We start from the raw sequence: 16,364 nt of genomic DNA, 5'->3' as shown, positions 1-16,364 counted from the left end.
GAATTATTCAGCCTAGCGTTCGTGGATGACGAACGCTTTATCGTGCCGCGTAGCGGCGCTTGTGCTCGCAGGCACCCTCTGGTCGACTGCGGGAGCAGCGCAGAGCGATAACTCGTCTCGCAGAATACGAGTCGGGATCGGCCCGCAATTGGTGCCGCGCTATCCCGGATCTGACGATTACAATGTTCGTCCGTTCTTCGACCTGGCCCGCGCGGACGCCAATGCTGACTTTGACTTCGAGGCGGCGGACGAAAGCTTCGGTTTCCCGGTCTTCCGTTCGAACGGTTTTGAAGCCGGTCCTGCAATCGGATTCGAAGGGAAGCGCCGCGGGCGTGATGTGCCGGGCGTGCCGCGCGTGGGGTTCACCTTCGAGCCCGGTGCCTTTGTTCAATACAGTTTCGCCGCACCGGTACGGGCGCGGCTGGAGGTGCGGCAGGGCGTTGGCGGCCACAAGGGGCTGATCAGCTTCGCGAGCGTTGATTACGTCGCCCGCGACGGAGACGATTGGCTGTTCGCGATCGGCCCGCGGCTCACCATCACGAACGGTCGCTACCAGCGCGCCTATTTCGGCGTTCCGCCGGAGGCGGTCGCCCCGTCGGGGCTGCCCGCCTTCCGCCCCTCGGGCGGGGTGCAGGCGGTCGGCGCCAATGCGGGCTTCCTCAAGCAGTTGACGCCGCGCTGGGGCATTTACACCTATGCCAAGTATGACCGCCTGATCGACGATGCGGCGCGTTCTCCGGTGGTGCGGCGCTACGGATCGCGCGACCAGTTCGCCGGTGGCCTGGCGCTGACCTACACCTTCTTCGGCCGGCGCAATTGACGCGCGACACTGGCAGGGCGGGGGCTTGAAGTCCCCGGTCGCGCGCGCGACATAGGTGTTCTTCAGGGCATAAGAGAGAGTTTTCATGCACAATCCGTTCGAGACCGGCGACTTCGCAGGCGCCCTGGCGCGCGCCGGCGTCGGCATGCAGCAGACGCAGGCCGGCCTCGTTCCCATCGTGATCGAGCAGTCGAACCGCGGCGAGCGTTCGTTCGACATCTTCAGCCGCCTGCTGCGCGAGCGCATCGTCTTCGTGACGGGCGGCGTGGAGGACGGCATGGCGAGCCTGATCACCGCCCAACTGCTGTTCCTGGAATCGGAGAATCCGAAGAAGGACATCTTCATGTACATCAACTCGCCGGGCGGCGTCGTCACGGCGGGCATGGCGATCCATGACACGATGCAGTACATTCGGCCGCGCGTCGGCACGGTGTGCATCGGTCAGGCCGCCTCGATGGGCAGCTTCCTCCTGGCTTCGGGTGAACCCGGCATGCGGGTGGCGCTGACCAACGCGCGGATCATGATCCACCAGCCCTCGGGCGGTGCGCAGGGCATGGCCAGCGACATCGAGATCCAGGCGCGTGAAATTCTGCGCATCCGTAGCCGGATGAACGAGTTGTACGCCAAGTACACCGGTCAGCCGCTCGAGGTGATCGAGAATGCAATGGATCGCGACAAGTTTATGAGCAGTGATGAGGCGAAGGAATTCGGCCTGATCGACGAGGTGTTCGACAAGCGGCCTGCTCCGGCCGACGACGTGGCTGCGGCGGCCTGACGCGCGTTAGCCCTTTTCCGGCATTGCCGGATTGTGACCGGCCGGGTTACCATGCTCGGCCGAAAAGGATGTGATTGAATGACCAAGCTCAGCGGCGGTGACTCGAAGAGCACGCTCTATTGCTCGTTCTGCGGCAAGTCGCAGCACGAGGTTCGCAAGCTCATCGCAGGACCGACCGTGTTCATCTGCGATGAATGCGTGGAGCTGTGCAACGATATCATCCGCGAAGAAACCAAGTCCGCGCTCGTCTCGAAGAAGGACGGCGGCGTGCCCACGCCGCAGGAGATCTGCGACGTTCTGGACGATTATGTCATCGGGCAGAAGCAGGCCAAGCGCGTGCTCTCCGTCGCGGTGCACAACCACTACAAGCGGCTGAACCACGGCGCCAAGGGCGCGGACGTGGAACTGGCGAAGTCGAACATCCTGCTCGTCGGCCCCACCGGCTGCGGCAAGACGCTGCTGGCGCAGACGCTGGCGCGCATCCTCGACGTGCCGTTCACCATGGCCGACGCGACGACGCTGACCGAGGCGGGCTATGTCGGCGAGGATGTCGAGAACATCATCCTGAAGCTGCTGCAGGCGTCGGATTATAACGTCGAGCGGGCGCAGCGCGGCATCGTCTACATCGACGAGATCGACAAGATCAGCCGCAAGGCCGAGAATCCCTCGATCACGCGCGACGTGTCGGGCGAGGGCGTGCAGCAGGCGCTGCTGAAGCTCATGGAAGGCACCACTGCCTCGGTGCCGCCGCAGGGCGGCCGCAAGCATCCGCAGCAGGAATTCCTGCAGGTCGATACGACGAACATCCTGTTCATCTGCGGCGGTGCCTTCTCGGGGCTCGAGAAGATCATCGGCGATCGCCTGCAGGGCAAGTCGATCGGCTTTGGCGCTTATGTCGCTTCGCCCGAGGAGAAGCGCACCGGCGAGGTGCTGCGCCAGACCGAGCCTGAGGATCTGCTGAAGTTCGGCCTGATCCCTGAGTTCGTCGGTCGTCTGCCGGTGATTGCGACGCTCGAGGATCTCGACGTCACGGCGCTGGTGAAGATCCTGAGCGAGCCGAAGAACGCGCTGGTCAAGCAGTACCAGAAGCTGTTCGAGATGGAGGAAGTGAAGCTTGGCTTCACTGACGACGCATTGGTCACGATCGCGAAGAAGGCGATCGAGCGGAAGACCGGCGCGCGCGGCCTCCGTTCGATCCTCGAGGCGATCCTGCTCGATACGATGTTCGAGCTGCCCGGGATGGATTCGGTCGACGAAGTGATGATCGACAAGGACGTCGTGGAGGGCCGCAAGGAGCCGATCCGCGTCTACACCGAAAAGAAAAAGGCCGGCAGCGACGCGGCGTGAGCGTCGTGATGCAGCGGTAACAGACGAAGGGCGCCGAGCGATCGGCGCCCTTTTCGTTTCCGGTCAGGCACGTCAGGCTGGCAACGAAGCGAGGAGGGGGTGATGATCGGTCGAGTGGGAAGGCCCGTCAGGCCACGCGGTTCTGGTCGATGACCGGGATGCGCATCGACGGAGGCGCGGACCGCGGCCGGGTTTCGACCATGCTCGCCCGCGCCTTCGCCGAAGATCCGGCGATGAGCTGGATCTTTCCCGACCCCGTCGAGCGCGCGCGGCGCCTGCCGCGCCTGTTCGCGCTGCTGTTCGACGAGGATGCTGCCGGCATGCGGATCGTCACAGGCGGCGCCGAGGCGGCGACCTTGTGGCGGGGGCCCGGAAGGGCGAATACCAGTACCGCAACGATGTTGCGGCAGGCGTGGCCATTGTGGCGCGCGCTCGGAGCGAACATTCAGCGCGCGCTGAAGGTGTCGAACGCCATCGCGGCGCACATGCCCGCCGGCGACTTCTGGTACCTCCACATCGCCGGCTGCGATCCGGCTGCGCAGGGGAAGGGCCTGGGCGGCGCAGTGGTGCGGGCCGGCCTGACGCGCGCGGCGGGGCGGCTTCCCGCCTATCTCGAGACCGCGACCGAGCGGAACCTCGGTTTCTACCGCTCGCTCGGCTTCGAGATCACCGACGAATGGGTGGTGCCTGGGGGCGGGCCGCGCTTCTGGTCGATGCTCCGCCCGCCCGACTGATCACGCAGGGCGCGGCGTCGCGAGCGCCCGCTTCATCCAGCGATCGAACAAGTCAGGCCAGCGGGAACCGGGCAGTTCCGGCGGCAGATAGGCGGGCCCGAACCCGTGGCCGCCCTCCTGGAAGAAATGGGCTTCCACGGGAACGCGGGCGGCCTGGCAGGCCTGCATCATCGACAGCGGCTGCGCCAGCGGCACCAGCGGATCATCGAGCGCGTGGGCGATGAACACGGGCGGGCTGTCGCGGCGGACGCGGCGCGCGGTGTCGAAGCGGCCGGCGGCTTCCTTGCCAATGCGCATCACGTCGCCGGCAATAACCGGATAGACCAGCCCGGCGAACGCCGGCCGGGCAGAGCCATCGTCCGCGGCGTCGACCTTGGCGTAAACGGGATCGTCGTGCGCGACGATCAGGCTGGCGGCGAGGAGGCCGCCGGCCGAAAAGCCGACGATGCCGAGCTTCGCCGGATCGAAGCCGTCGGTGGAGGCGCGTGCGCGCACCAGCCGCATCGCGCGCTGCGCATCCTGCAAGGGCACGTCCTGCGGATCGGCCCAGCCTTCGCCGGGGAGCCGATAGCCGAGGACATAGACGGTCACGCCAAGTGGATTGAAGGTCCGCGCGACGTTGATGCCTTCGTTCTCGACCGAGATGAAGCGATAACCGCCACCGGGGATGGCGAGCAGCGCGCGGCCGTCCGGCTGCGACGCGCGATAGATGCCGACGACCGGATCAGCCACCCCGCGCAGGTGTAGCTCGCGGCGTGGGGGAGCGCCGTTCATCGCGAAATCGGGGCGCGGGAGCACCCGCGGCGCACCGGGCGCGCGGCCCGGCCATAGTCTGAAGTGGTCGGCGGGCGGCCAGGAAGTGACGGCGCCTGCTTGTCCCGGCTGCTGGCTTGGGGCCTGGGCACGGGCCAGTCCCGACATCATCGCGGCGCCAAGCGCGCCCCCAAGAACCATCCGACGATCGATCTGCACCACACCTCTCTCTCTTGCGACGGAGGGTGTGGCGCAAACCTGTCGTCAGGCCAAGCCGATCAGGCGAACAGCTTCGCCCAGCCGCGCTTCGCGCGATCCTTCCAGTGACCGCGGTGATAGGCGTCGGACGCCAGCAGCGGCATTACCGACCCGGCCTCGGCGAACACCATCTGCTCGATGCCGGTGTTCACCTTGCCCCACGACGCGGCTTCCTGCAGCGTCGAGGACGAGCAGGCGCCGTCGCGCACGTCGGCGACGGTGATCTGAACGGCGTACTTGTGAACCTCGACGTCCTCGTGACCAAGGATTTCGGCGCAGACGACGGTGTCCTGGATGAAGTTCTTCGGCACGCCGCCACCGATCATGAGCAGGCCCGTGGTGCCCGCCTTGATCTTGATCTCGGTCAGTTCGCGGAAGTCCGCGACCGCGTCGATCATCATGTACGGCTTGCCTTCCTTGGCGCGGTCGACCTGATGCTTGACGAGGCCGAAGCCGGCCGACGAGTCGACGAACGCCGGGCAGAAGATCGGCACGTCATGCTCATAGGCGAGCTTGACGAGGCTGTTCTCCTTCTTGCCGTGCTCGACGAGATACTTGCCCATCTCGCGGATGAAGGCGCGCGAGGAATAGGCCTTGGGTTCCAGCTCGTTCGCGATCTTGTTGATCGTAAAGTCGCAGTCCTGCAGCTGCTCCTCGTCGATGTAGGTGTCGTAGATGCGGTCGATGTACAGCGAGCGCAGCGTATCATCGTCGGGGATCTCAAGCGCCTGATAGTGCTTGTGGCCAAGGCCCTCGAAGAAATCCATGTCGACGATGGTGGCGCCGGTGGCGACGATCACGTCGACCATGTTGTTGCGCACCAGATCGGCATAGAGATCCATGCAGCCGCCGGCGCTGGTCGATCCGGCGATCACCAGGCACACGGTGCAATCCTTGTCCGCCAGCATCTCGTTGTAGATCTTCGTCGCGCGGCCGAGGTCGCGGCTGGTGAAGCTCATGTCGCTCATCGCGTCGACGATCGGGCGCGCGTCGAACGACTTGATGTCGATGTGCTTGACCTGCTTCGACAGCAGTTCCGCCTTGCGGGTGTCGTTGATCGGCGCGTTTGCCGCCGCGGTCTTCGTGAGGGTGTCAGTCATGGGTTGCTTCTCGCATGATGGCACACGTCGTTCGGAGGGGACGCGTTAACCCGTAAGAACGACGGCGCCCCTGCGAGCGCCGCCGTCTATTTCAATGTAAGCAGTCGGTTACAGCTTTACGACGTTGGACGCGGCCTCGCGTTCCAATGCAACGTAGAGCGACACCATCGGCTCGTCTTCGACGATCACCGTCTCGTCCGATCCGAAGCCGTTGAACGCGGTGCGCATCGCCGAGCCATAAGCGCCGAGCATGCCGATCTCGATATAATCCCCGGCGGTGATGTCCGCCGGCAGCAGGAACGGGCCTGCCATGTGATCGAGATCGTCGCAGGTTGGTCCGTAGAACGAGAAGGGATGATCGCGCACGGTCGACTGCGGCTCGCGCAGCAGCGTGACCGGGAAGCGCCAGCCGATGTGCGCCGCGTCGAACAGCGCGCCGTACGCGCCGTCGTTGATGTACAGCTCGTTGCCGCGGCGCTTTTCGACGCGCACGACGACGCTGCTGTACTCAGCGCACAACGCACGGCCCGGCTCTGCCCACAGTTCAGCCGAATAGCTGATCGGCAGGCTCTCGAATGCGCGGTGGATCGTCTCGAAATAGAGCTCCAGCGGCGGCGGCGCCATGTCCGGGTAGGACGACGGGAAGCCGCCGCCGACGTCGATCACGTCAACCGTGACGGCGGCATCGACGATCGCGGCCCGTACGCGCTCCATTGCCTCTGCATAAGCTTCCGGCGTCATTGCCTGGCTGCCGACGTGGAAGCAGATGCCGAGCGCATCGGCTGCCTGGCGGGCGGCGAACAGCAGCGGCTTCGCATCCTGCGCCGGCACGCCGAACTTCGACGCGAGGCTGAGCTTCGAATGCTCCGACGACACGCGCAGGCGGACGCACAGCGTGAGGTCAGCCGCGTTGCGCGTGGCGCGCATGATCTTGTCGAGCTCTTCGAGCGAATCGAGGCTGAACACGCGGACGCCGTGCGTGAAATACGCCTCCGCGATCGCTTCCTCGGCCTTCACCGGGTGCATGAAGCACAAGGTGGCTTCCGGCAGCGTGCGCGCGACCAGCCGCACCTCGGCGATCGAGGCGACGTCGAAATGCGTGATCCCGTTGTCCCAGAGGATCTGGATGAGCTCGGGCGACGGATTCGCCTTCACGGCATACATCGACCGGCCCGGGAACTTCTCCACGAAGAACCGGGCGGCGCGTGCCGCGGCGTGCGGACGCACGAGCGTCACCGGCTGAACTGGCTTGGCCTGTGCGATGTCGAGGGCGCTCGAAACAGAGTTGCGAGCAACGGTCGAGAGGGGCGCTAGCCCCAGCGCGCAATGATCCTGATGCAATTCAAGGGACCTCCAATGCCAGGAGGCAAGCCCCCGGTCTTCAGTTGCGAAACACTGCCTTGCGGTGGAAGTCCCATGGGGCAGCGGAGGCGCGAATTAGGGTCGGTGACCCCGCATGTAAAGAGTTTTCGAGGGAGGTTAATTGCGGCAAGGACGAACCGTGACGATCGTGCGACAACCCACCCGCGCCGGCGTGCGCGACGCGGCGGCGAAGATCGCTGCCGTTCTCCCGCCCACTCCCTTGTTTGTCCATGAAATCAACGGGGTGACCGTTGCCTTCAAGGCGGAGTCGCTGCAGCCGATTGGCGCGTTCAAGATCCGCGGCGCGTGGCATCGGCTGACCGCGCTGGACGAGGCGGCGCGTCGTCGCGGCGTCGTTGCCTTCTCCAGCGGCAATCACGCGCAGGGAATCGCCTGGGCGGCCAAGAGACTCGGCATGCCGGCGACGATCGTCATGCCGGCCGACGCACCGCGCGCGAAGGTGGAAGGCACGCTGGCGCTGGGCGCCGAGATCGTGAGCTATGACCGGGCAAGCGAATCGCGCGAGCAGATTGCGGCGCGGCTGGCCGAAGCGCGGGGCGCCACTCTAGTGCCGAGCTTCGACGATCCCTGGATCATCGAAGGGCAGGGATCTGCGGGGATCGAGGCGGCGGTCCAGATGACGGCGATGGGCCTTGGCGCGCCAGCGCACGTCGTGATCCCGTGCGGTGGCGGGGGTCTTGCGGCGGGAACGGCGCTGGCCCTGCCGGATGCCGCGGTCACGGTTGCGGAGCCCGAGGGCTGGGATGACATGCGCCGCAGCCTGGAGGCTAGCTGGATCCTGCCGGTGGGCGATTCGCCGCCACCGACCGCCTGCGACGCACTGATGACAAAGATTGTCTCGCCGCTGACCTTCGATGTCCTCTCGCGGCGTGATGCGACGGGCGTGGCGGTGAGCGAAGCGGAGACCGCCGCGGCACAGCGCTGGGCGGCGTATCGGCTTCGCCTGGTGGTGGAGCCGGGCGGAGCGGTGGCGCTTGCGGCTGTGCTGTCAGGCAAGGTCACGCCGCGCGCAGGGACGCTGGTGATTTTGTCGGGCGGCAACGTCGATGTTGAAGCTTATGCGCGCGTTATTGGAGGGAATGCAGGATGAACGCGGCGGCAACTGGCCTCGCAAGCGCCGCCCCGGCGATCGGAATGGTGGCGGCATTCGCCTGCGCGATCGGCGGCGGCTGGATGATCGCGAGCCGGCGTGATCCGAAGAAGGGGTGGCTGTTGATCATCATGGCAACAGTGCTGGTCGGCAACGTTGCGATCTGGACGATCTGATCTAAGCCTTGCTCCAACCGAAGCATCCCGCCGGAACGCCCGAGCCGCTGACGAGCAGCGCACCGCGGCGATAGAAGGCGGCACGGTTCGCCGGTGGAACGTCTAGCACGGCCACGCCCATGCCGGGTTCCGCCCACACCACCCGCGCATCGCTCTCGATCACCGCGTTCAGTGAGGCAGCGGGGTGTTGCCAGGGGGCGAAAACGACCACGGCAAATGGCTGACCGGGCGGCGGGCGGAGCGACCATCCCGCCAAGCCGGTCGCCAGGCCGCCGACCATCAGCAGTGCCACCGATGTGCCGCGCGGCTTGCCGAGGGCGGGTGGCCGGCGCAGCAGCAGCCAGCCGAGGATCACCGGAAGCACGCCGAACCCGACTGCCCAGCCGAGGTCCCAGGCCAGCGGGTTGGGGCTGTCGAGCCTGATGCGATGGATGCCGAGCAGCCAGTGTGAAAGAACGGCATCGAGAAGATGCCAGAGGCCGAAGCCGATCAGCAAGCCGCCCGCCAGCGCGCCGCTCTGCGCCGCGGGCTCCCGTCGGTTCCGCCACAGGCCCCAAACTCCGACTGCGGCGATGACATACATCAAGGCATGGAAATAGCCGTCCCACAGCACCTGCGCGCGGAGCGAGGTGACGCCGGGCACGAGGCTCAGCAGATGGTGCCATTGCAGGATCTGGTGAAGGAGGATCCCGTCGAAGAAGCCGCCCAGCGCAACGCCGAGCACGATCGACCATCGGGTCCACACGTTTCGGATCATGGCCTGCTCCTCCTCCGCGCGATGAACGCGGGGGAGAAGCGAGGGGTCCGAACGGCGGGCGGCTTGATACCGCCGGCAGTAACGTCAGCGGATCGGCGAGTTCGGATCGAGCCGCATGTCGAGGTAATTGTCGACCGACTTCATCAGGTCGTCCATTTCGTGCTCGAAGAAATGGTTCGCCTTCGGGATCACGTCATGATGAATCGTGATGTGCTTCTGCGTGCGCAGCTTGTCGACCAGCTTCTGCGTCGCCGGCGGCGTCGCCACTTCATCCTCCGCACCCTGGATGATGATGCCCGACGAGGGGCAGGGCGCAAGGAAGGTGAAGTCGTAGAGGTTGGCGGGCGGCGCAATCGAGATGAAGCCGCGGATCTCGGGGCGGCGCATCAGCAACTGCATGCCGATCCACGCGCCGAAGCTGAAGCCGGCGACCCAGGTGGTCGACGCCTCGGGGTGGAAGCTCTGCACCCAGTCCAGCGCGCTCGCCGCGTCCGACAGCTCGCCGACGCCATTGTCGAAAGTGCCCTGGCTCTTGCCGACGCCGCGGAAGTTGAAGCGCAGCGTGGCGAAGCCGCGGCGCTGGAACGTCTTGTAGAGCGCCTGAACGATGTGGTTGTTCATCGTGCCCCCGGCGGCCGGGTGCGGATGAAGGATCATCGCCACCGGTGCGCGTGGCTTCGGTGCGGGGGCAAAACGCCCTTCGAGGCGGCCCTCGGGGCCAGGAAAGATGACTTCGGGCATCGATACTCTTGTTTGTCAAAGCGACGCCGGGTGTGGCGCCGTGGTTGCTGCGCTATATAGGAGCGCGCATCAATTATGGAACGAGTTTTGCCTGAGCGCCTGTATCTTGATCATGCCGCGACCACGCCGATGACCGAAGCCGCGCGTGCGGCGATGGTGCAGGGCCTTGCGATTTGGGCGAATCCTTCCTCTCCGCACGCCGAGGGGCGCGCTGCCAAGGCCGCGCTGGAGGAGGCGCGGGTCGCTGTCGCCCGCGCTTATGGCTGGGGTGGCGAGGTGCTGTTCACCAGCGGCGCAAGCGAATCGCTTGGTCTTGCGCTCGGAAGAGCGATCGCCGGGCGGCGCATCGTATCCGCCGTGGAGCATGATGCGGTGATGCGTGCGGCGGGCGAGGGCGCGCAGATGGTGCCGGTCGGCGCCGACGGAGTGATCTCGCTCGTTGCTCTAGAGGAAATGCTGGCCGCCGCCGCGGAAAGCCGCGCGATCGTTTGCGTGCAATGGTGCAACAGCGAGACCGGGGTTCGCCAGCCGATCGCGGAGATCGCTGCTTTGACGAAGGCGGCCGGCGCGCTGCTGCTGATCGACGCGGCGCAGATGCCGGCGTCGAGCGAACTTGCCGACCACGCTGACTTCATCGCCATTTCGGGGCACAAGCGCGGCGGGCCGCCGGGGATCGGCGCGCTATTGGTGCGCGACCTCGCGACGCTGGTGCCCAGTGGCGGGCAGGAACGAGGCTATCGCGCGGGAACGGAAAACCTTCCCGCCGTGCTGGCCTTTGCTGCCGCACTCGCCGAGGCGGAGCCGGATCACGCGCCGCTTCGCGCACGGCTGGACGATGCGATCGTGCGCTCCGGCGGGATCGTTATCGCCGGGGACGCGCCGCGCCATGCCGCGATCGGCAGCTATCGACTGCCCGGTCTTGCCGCGAACGCCCAGCTCATCCGGCTCGATCTTGCGGGCATCGCCGTTTCGGCCGGAAGCGCGTGTGCGAGCGGCAGCCTCAAGCCAAGCCATGTGCTGCGCGCCATGGGCTGGAGCGAGGAGGCGACACGCGAAGTGATCCGCGTCAGCTTCGGCCGGCCTACCACGGAGGCAGATGTCGACCGCTTCATTCACGCATGGCGCGGCATGACCCGCAACGCACGGAACCTCGCCGCATGACCTATCTTGATTATCAGGCGACGACGCCGCTCGCGCCGGAAGCCTTCGACGCGATGGTGCCGTGGCTGCGCGACCAGTTCGCCAATCCCCATTCGCCGAGCCGCATCGGGCGCGCCGCCAAGGCCGCCGTGGAAGTCGCGCGGAACCAGATCGCGGAATTGCTGCCGCCGGGCGGCCGCGTGGTGTTCACCAGCGGCGCGACCGAAGCGTTGAACTGGGCAATCAAGGGAAGCGGCGGCTCCATCGTCACCATCGCGAGCGAACACGCAGCGGTGCTCGATACGGCGCGGGGCGAGGTGGCGAGCGGCCGGGAAGTGACCGTGCTGCCGGTTCGTCCTGACGGACGGATCGATCTGTGGGTGGCGCGGCGCGTGTTGAAGCAAGGCGCGGGGCTGTTCGCCGCCATGCTGGTGAACAACGAGATCGGGGTGATGCAGCCGGTCAGCGATCTCACGCGCATGGCGCGGGAGCGCGGCATTCTGGTCTTGTGCGACGCGGTGCAGGGCTATGGCCGGGTCGCCATCCCGGAAGAATGCGACCTCATTGCCTTGTCCGCCCACAAGATCCACGGGCCGAAGGGGATCGGTGCCTTGTGGGTGCGCGACGGGGTGTCACTCGATCCGCTGCTTCACGGGGGTGATCAGGAAGGTGGACGTTCGGGGACGCTCAGCCCGGCGCTGTGCGTTGGCTTCGGCGTCGCCGCCCGGCTGATGGCGGAGCGGCACGAGGCGGACGCAGCGCATGTTGAGCGGCTGTGGCAGATCGCGACCGAGCGGCTCACCGGCTGGACACTGAATGGCGCGGCCGAGGAGCGCTATCGCGGCAATCTCAACGTCCGCCGGCGCGGGCTCGACGTCAACCGGCTGATGAGCGACTGCCGCGACATCGCCTTTTCCGCCGGGTCCGCCTGCGCCAGCGGGTCTGGACGGCCGAGCCACGTGCTGAGGGCGATTGGGCTTTCGGATGCCGAGGCGCGCAGCTCGATCCGGCTTGGCTTCGGCCGCTATACCACGGAACAGGAGTTGCAGGGCGCGCTCGATCAGTTGGTGGCGGCTGCCGATTCGCAGCGGGTTGCAGCGTGAAGGTTCGCTTCGTTGCCGCCGATGGCGAAACGGTGGAGGCGGAGGCAAGCGCCGGAGAGCGGCTGCTCGACGTCGGCCAGCGCGTCGGCATGCCGCTGGAGGGGACGTGCGAAGGCGATCTCGCCTGTGCCACATGCCACGTGATCGTTGCTCCGGAAGATTTCGAGCGCCTCACGCCCGCCGCCGAGGAGGAAGAGGACATGCTCGATCTCGCTTATGGCGCCACGCGGACCAGCCGATTGTCGTGCCAGATCGTGCTCGATGATGCGCTGGACGGGCTCACGGTGCGTATTCCCGGCTGAGCGCGCTTGATCAGTTGGCACGCCTTCGCCATATGGCGCGCGGGAGTCGGGCGGACGTGGTCGTCGCCAACCTGGTCAGATCCTGACGGAAGCAGCCACAACGATTTCGCCTCGGGTCGTTCCGGCTCCCACCTTCCCGCCATCATGGGTCGCGGGGCCTCCCAGCATCAACGCCATTCTGCAGCCCCATGTCCTACGGCGAGGACGTGCGATGAACCCGCGAATGTGCGGAAGCGTAAATCTACCACCTGACTCGTCGGGGCCGAGCGCCTATGGCGAACAAGTGCGCGACACCCTCAACTTCCTCAACATTCGCGGCTGCTGATGACCGACACGCTCCTTGGCCTTGACGAACCGGCGCAGCCCCGCCGCGGCGGCGAGGCATATCGCGTTCTCGCCCGCAAATATCGGCCGCAGACCTTCCAGGCCCTGATCGGGCAGGAGGCGATGGTCCGCACGCTCGAGAATGCGATTAAGCGCGACCGGATCGCCCATGCCTTCCTGCTCACCGGGGTGCGCGGGGTGGGCAAGACGTCGACGGCGCGGCTGATCGCCAAGGCACTGAACTGCATCGGGCCGGACGGGCAGGGTGGCCCGACGATCGATCCATGCGGTGTATGCGAACCCTGCCGCGCGATCGCAGAGGGCCGTCATATCGACGTGATCGAGATGGACGCGGCGAGCCACACTGGCATCGACGACATCCGCGAGATCATCGAGGCGTCGCGCTACGCGGCAGTCTCTGCGCGGTACAAGGTCTATATCATCGACGAAGTTCACATGCTGTCGAAGGCGGCCTTCAATGGGCTGCTGAAGACGCTGGAGGAGCCGCCAGGGCATGTGAAGTTCCTGTTCGCGACGACCGAGGTGAACAAGGTGCCGGTGACGGTGTTGTCACGGTGCCAGCGCTTCGATCTTCGCCGCATTCCGGCGGAAAAGCTTGCGGAGCATTTCGCCGCCGTCACCGCGCAGGAGGGCGTTTCGGCCGAGGCGGAAGCGCTGGCGCTGATTGCGCGCGCCGCCGAAGGCTCAGCGCGTGACGGCCTGTCGATCCTCGACCAGGCGATCGCCCATGCCGATCTGGAGGGTAGCGGGGTCACAGCGGCCGCCGTGCGTGAGATGCTCGGCCTGTCCGATCGCGGCGCCATCCGCGATCTGCTGGGGCTTCTCTTGTCCGGCGACGGCCCGGAATCGCTCGCCGCGCTGCGCCGGCAGTATGATTATGGTGTTGATCCGCTGGGCGTGTTCGGTGCGTTGCTGGAGGCGATCCATGGCGTGACGCTCGCCAAGGTCGGCACGGCAGAGGACCCCGCACAGCCCGCCGAGGAGCGCGAGGCGTATCGCACCTGGGCGCAGAGCCTGTCCTTTCCGTTGCTTCACCGACTGTGGCAGCTGCTGCTGAAGGGCCATGAGGAAGTGTCGCGCGCGGCGCTGCCGATCGAGACGGCCGAGATGGCGCTTCTGCGCATCATCCACGCGCGAAGCCTGCCCGATCCGGGCGAACTGGCGCGCCAGATCACCGGCGGCGAGCCCGCCGCGAGTGGGGCCGCCAACGCATCGGGCGCCGCCCCGCCTGCGATGACGCCGGCACCCGTTGCGACGGCGCGTGCGCACGCTGAACAGGCTCCTCCTGCATTGCCGGCGACTTTCGCTGATCTCGTCGCAGCGCTGGAGGAGAACGGCCACCATCTGCTGGCGGTGCGGTTAGGCCATGGTGCCCGTATCGTCAGCTATGAGCCGCCCGAGATCGTGTTCAGCGGCTCACGACCCATCGCTGCGGATACGCTCGCGGAGACGGCGACGGCGCTCCGCAGCATCACCGGCACGGCGTGGAAACTCTCGATGCTTGATGCGCCGGGGGAACCGACGCTGAAGGAAGCCGCTGATGCTGCTGCGGAAGAGGAACGCCAGAAGGTGCTCGCGTCGCCGCTGGTAAAGGCCGCGATGGAGGCCTTTCCCGATGCCGAATTGATCGACTGGCCCAAGAAGAGGAACCACGCGTGAAGGATATCAATGAACTGCTCGCTGCTGCGCAAAGCGCTGCGGAGAACGTGCAGAAGCAGATGGACGAGGCCCAGGCCACGCTCGACAAGATCGAGGTGGAGGGCGTCTCCGGCGGCGGCCTCGTGAAGATCAAGGCGACCGCCAAGGGCCGGATTCTGACGGTCGCGATCGATGATTCGCTGATCGTTCTGTCCGAAAAGCAGATGCTCGAGGATCTCGTCGCGGCGGCGTTCAACGATGCGCGGGCGAAGGCGGATGCCGCATCGTCTCAGGAAATGGCGAAGATGACGAGCGGCCTGCCGCTGCCGCCGGGTTTCAAGTTGCCGTTCTGATCTGTGCTCGGCGCGATCAGTTGAGGCACGCGTCCAGCTTTTCGCGCCGCACCACGGCCACTTGGCGAGCGATCCGGTCGCCATGGCGGCGGACGAAGCCGCGCGGCGCGATCGCCGCCCGCTTCTTCGGGAGAGGCAGCACGGCCGCAATCCGCCCCGCCTCGGTCGGCGTCAGCCGCTTGGCGGAGTGGTTGAAGTACCGAATCGCGCCGGCCTCGGCGCCATAGGTGCCGATGCCCGTCTCGGCGACGTTGAGGTACACCTCCATGATGCGGCGCTTGCCCCATAGCGTTTCGATCAGCAGCGTGAACCACGCTTCCACTGCCTTGCGCAGATAACCACCGCCCTGGAACAGGAAGACGTTCTTGGCGGTCTGCTGGCTGATCGTGGAACCGCCGCGGATCCGCCCGCCTTTCGCGTTACGATAGGCCGCGCCGGCGATCGCCTCCAAATCGAAGCCGTTATGACTGCAGAAGCGCGCGTCCTCGCCCGCGATCGCCGCACGCGCCATGTTCGGATCGATCTCGCTGAGCGGCCGCCATTCCTTGGTCACCGATCGGCCATTGAGCAGATCCCCGGCCATGGTGAGCGTGAACGGCGGCGGCACGAAGCGCAGGATGATCACCCAGAGAACCGACAGCGCGATGCACCAGACACCCGTCTTGACGACCAGGTGAATTATACGTGCCGTTATTGTCCGCTTCGGCCGGTTGGCGGACAGCCTATTGGTCGTGTTCGCCGCCACTCTTCGATCTCACAGGCTAACGGTTGAAGGCGGCTGTGCATGATTGCTTCGGACCACGCTCGGTCCTGACTGGGCCGGCACGAGCTCGCCTGCCTGCTTCTTGGTCAGACAAGCGAGGCGCCTTGCTTCCATCCGGATGCTGCCGCGAGCTGTATCCTCGGAAGCCAGCCACTCTTCGCGCTGGGATCTTGCCAACCGCTTGGTTTCCGCCCGCATTCCATGCTCCGCCGCGCGCAGGACAGCCATTGAGTTCTCGTTCTCTTCGGCCATGCTTCCCCTCGTCGGCAGCTGGCGAACCTATAGATGGCGCCGGCGGCGTTCAAGATTGCGCAACCTGCTTCAGGTGCGGCGCAAGGCGGGCCCACCCTCTCTAAGCCCTGTTGAAGTTCCCTTGATTTCGCCGTGCGGTGTCGGTTGGCGCCGATGTAGGTCGATCGCCCCAATCTTCCTGCGTCAGACAGATTCGCAGGCTGGTTGCGTGATGATATTGACGCCAAAGATTGCAGCGCCAAGCCGCGACGCAGATGCAGCAACGTGGCATTGTACGAGCGGACAGCGCCGCACTTGACCCGCGTGCCACAGCTCAGGAAGGCTGCGCTACCGATTGAGAGGAAGGGGCCGAACGGGGATTAAGCGCCTGGCGCTTCGTCTAGGACGAAGCTGCCAGTTCCGGAGCATTGCTGAGAGCTATCCCAGCTAACCCGCTGATATAATGGTGGACGCACTAGGGCTCGAACCTAGGACCCGCTGATTAAGAGTTACCGCCTAGGCGTTCCTCTGGTGTCGTCCGGTCTCATCTGTCGT

At 66.0% G+C, this 16,364-nt stretch carries 18 protein-coding genes and 1 other RNA gene; 12 read left to right on the top strand and 7 right to left on the bottom strand.

The features are described from left to right. The first annotated feature begins 25 nt into the window (after nt 1-25). The 4 genes from ACH0CP_RS12855 (at nt 26) to ACH0CP_RS12840 (ending at nt 3,676) form a co-directional block, all read left to right on the top strand. Nucleotides 26-820 carry a MipA/OmpV family protein gene (locus tag ACH0CP_RS12855; protein WP_294443462.1) on the top strand — a complete coding sequence of 265 codons (795 nt, stop codon included), beginning with the start codon at nt 26-28 and terminating at the stop codon, nt 818-820. Nucleotides 821-905: 85 nt separating this feature from the next. Continuing rightward, the gene (locus ACH0CP_RS12850) at nt 906-1,595 is read left to right on the top strand and encodes an ATP-dependent Clp protease proteolytic subunit (protein ID WP_294443463.1); all 690 of its coding nucleotides are present in this window, start codon (nt 906-908) and stop codon (nt 1,593-1,595) included. A gap of 78 nt (nt 1,596-1,673) precedes the next feature. After that, nucleotides 1,674-2,942, top strand: a complete 1,269-nt coding sequence (clpX, locus tag ACH0CP_RS12845) for an ATP-dependent Clp protease ATP-binding subunit ClpX (RefSeq protein ID WP_294443464.1) — start codon at nt 1,674-1,676, stop codon at nt 2,940-2,942. Nucleotides 2,943-3,100: 158 nt separating this feature from the next. After that, nucleotides 3,101-3,676: a GNAT family N-acetyltransferase gene (locus ACH0CP_RS12840; protein WP_406889311.1), complete on the top strand. Its 576-nt coding sequence runs from the start codon at nt 3,101-3,103 to the stop codon at nt 3,674-3,676. Here the strand turns inward: ACH0CP_RS12840 and ACH0CP_RS12835 are convergent, their stop codons facing one another. The 3 genes from ACH0CP_RS12835 to ACH0CP_RS12825 all read right to left on the bottom strand — a co-directional run bounded on the left by ACH0CP_RS12835 (nt 3,677) and on the right by ACH0CP_RS12825 (nt 7,128). Beyond that, a complete protein-coding gene (locus tag ACH0CP_RS12835; protein ID WP_294443466.1) occupies nt 3,677-4,648 on the bottom strand; it encodes an alpha/beta hydrolase in 972 nt (323 codons plus the stop codon). Nucleotides 4,649-4,707: 59 nt separating this feature from the next. Next, nucleotides 4,708-5,787, bottom strand: a complete 1,080-nt coding sequence (locus ACH0CP_RS12830; RefSeq protein ID WP_231022206.1) for a 1,9-bis(guanidino)-5-aza-nonane synthase — start codon at nt 5,785-5,787, stop codon at nt 4,708-4,710. 108 nt (nt 5,788-5,895) lie between these two features. Then, the gene (locus tag ACH0CP_RS12825) at nt 5,896-7,128 is read right to left on the bottom strand and encodes a type III PLP-dependent enzyme (protein ID WP_294445138.1); all 1,233 of its coding nucleotides are present in this window, start codon (nt 7,126-7,128) and stop codon (nt 5,896-5,898) included. A 160-nt stretch (nt 7,129-7,288) separates the two neighbouring features. On the opposite strand from ACH0CP_RS12825, the gene ACH0CP_RS12820 reads away from it, so the two are divergent. Together ACH0CP_RS12820 and ACH0CP_RS12815 are read left to right on the top strand one after the other, a co-directional pair. Beyond that, nucleotides 7,289-8,260 carry a threonine/serine dehydratase gene (locus ACH0CP_RS12820; protein WP_294445137.1) on the top strand — a complete coding sequence of 324 codons (972 nt, stop codon included), beginning with the start codon at nt 7,289-7,291 and terminating at the stop codon, nt 8,258-8,260. Continuing rightward, nucleotides 8,257-8,436, top strand: coding sequence for a hypothetical protein (locus tag ACH0CP_RS12815; protein ID WP_294445136.1), 180 nt, complete (start codon nt 8,257-8,259; stop codon nt 8,434-8,436). Before ACH0CP_RS12820 ends, ACH0CP_RS12815 begins: the two co-directional genes overlap by 4 nt. A gap of 1 nt (nt 8,437) precedes the next feature. Here ACH0CP_RS12815 and ACH0CP_RS12810 read toward each other — a convergent pair whose 3' ends face one another. Continuing rightward, nucleotides 8,438-9,193 carry a DUF2243 domain-containing protein gene (locus ACH0CP_RS12810; protein ID WP_294445135.1) on the bottom strand — a complete coding sequence of 252 codons (756 nt, stop codon included), beginning with the start codon at nt 9,191-9,193 and terminating at the stop codon, nt 8,438-8,440. Nucleotides 9,194-9,277: 84 nt separating this feature from the next. Beyond that, nucleotides 9,278-9,934 (bottom strand): alpha/beta hydrolase, encoded by a 657-nt coding sequence (locus ACH0CP_RS12805; RefSeq protein WP_294445134.1) that lies wholly within the window; start codon nt 9,932-9,934, stop codon nt 9,278-9,280. 75 nt (nt 9,935-10,009) lie between these two features. Here ACH0CP_RS12805 and ACH0CP_RS12800 point away from each other — a divergent pair, with 75 nt between their 5' ends. The 6 genes from ACH0CP_RS12800 to ACH0CP_RS12775 all read left to right on the top strand — a co-directional run bounded on the left by ACH0CP_RS12800 (nt 10,010) and on the right by ACH0CP_RS12775 (nt 14,815). After that, nucleotides 10,010-11,095 carry a cysteine desulfurase family protein gene (locus ACH0CP_RS12800; protein WP_406875596.1) on the top strand — a complete coding sequence of 362 codons (1,086 nt, stop codon included), beginning with the start codon at nt 10,010-10,012 and terminating at the stop codon, nt 11,093-11,095. Next, nucleotides 11,092-12,177, top strand: a complete 1,086-nt coding sequence (locus ACH0CP_RS12795; protein WP_294444669.1) for a cysteine desulfurase family protein — start codon at nt 11,092-11,094, stop codon at nt 12,175-12,177. The genes ACH0CP_RS12800 and ACH0CP_RS12795 overlap by 4 nt, the downstream gene beginning before the upstream one ends. Then, the gene (locus ACH0CP_RS12790) at nt 12,174-12,479 is read left to right on the top strand and encodes a 2Fe-2S iron-sulfur cluster-binding protein (protein ID WP_294444670.1); all 306 of its coding nucleotides are present in this window, start codon (nt 12,174-12,176) and stop codon (nt 12,477-12,479) included. The genes ACH0CP_RS12795 and ACH0CP_RS12790 overlap by 4 nt, the downstream gene beginning before the upstream one ends. Before the next feature lie 38 nt (nt 12,480-12,517). Then, an RNA gene (gene ffs / locus ACH0CP_RS12785) (signal recognition particle sRNA small type) lies at nt 12,518-12,615 on the top strand. Nucleotides 12,616-12,803: 188 nt separating this feature from the next. Then, entirely contained in the window at nt 12,804-14,483 is a 1,680-nt protein-coding gene (locus tag ACH0CP_RS12780) for a DNA polymerase III subunit gamma/tau (protein ID WP_294444671.1), read from the top strand. Beyond that, entirely contained in the window at nt 14,480-14,815 is a 336-nt protein-coding gene (locus ACH0CP_RS12775) for a YbaB/EbfC family nucleoid-associated protein (protein WP_294444672.1), read from the top strand. Before ACH0CP_RS12780 ends, ACH0CP_RS12775 begins: the two co-directional genes overlap by 4 nt. Before the next feature lie 16 nt (nt 14,816-14,831). Here ACH0CP_RS12775 and mtgA read toward each other — a convergent pair whose 3' ends face one another. Both mtgA and ACH0CP_RS12765 read right to left on the bottom strand, forming a co-directional pair. After that, the gene (gene mtgA, locus ACH0CP_RS12770; protein ID WP_406875677.1) at nt 14,832-15,494 is read right to left on the bottom strand and encodes a monofunctional biosynthetic peptidoglycan transglycosylase; all 663 of its coding nucleotides are present in this window, start codon (nt 15,492-15,494) and stop codon (nt 14,832-14,834) included. 75 nt (nt 15,495-15,569) lie between these two features. Then, nucleotides 15,570-15,830, bottom strand: a complete 261-nt coding sequence (locus tag ACH0CP_RS12765) for a hypothetical protein (RefSeq protein WP_294444673.1) — start codon at nt 15,828-15,830, stop codon at nt 15,570-15,572. Between the last annotated feature and the right edge of the window lie 534 nt (nt 15,831-16,364).

The sequence above is a fragment of the Sphingomonas sp. 179-I 2A4 NHS genome (assembly GCF_045369135.1).
Classification (GTDB): Bacteria; Pseudomonadota; Alphaproteobacteria; order Sphingomonadales; family Sphingomonadaceae; genus Sphingomonas.
Note: the sequence above shows the minus strand (reverse complement) of the source record. Positions and strands in the feature narration are given on the sequence as shown.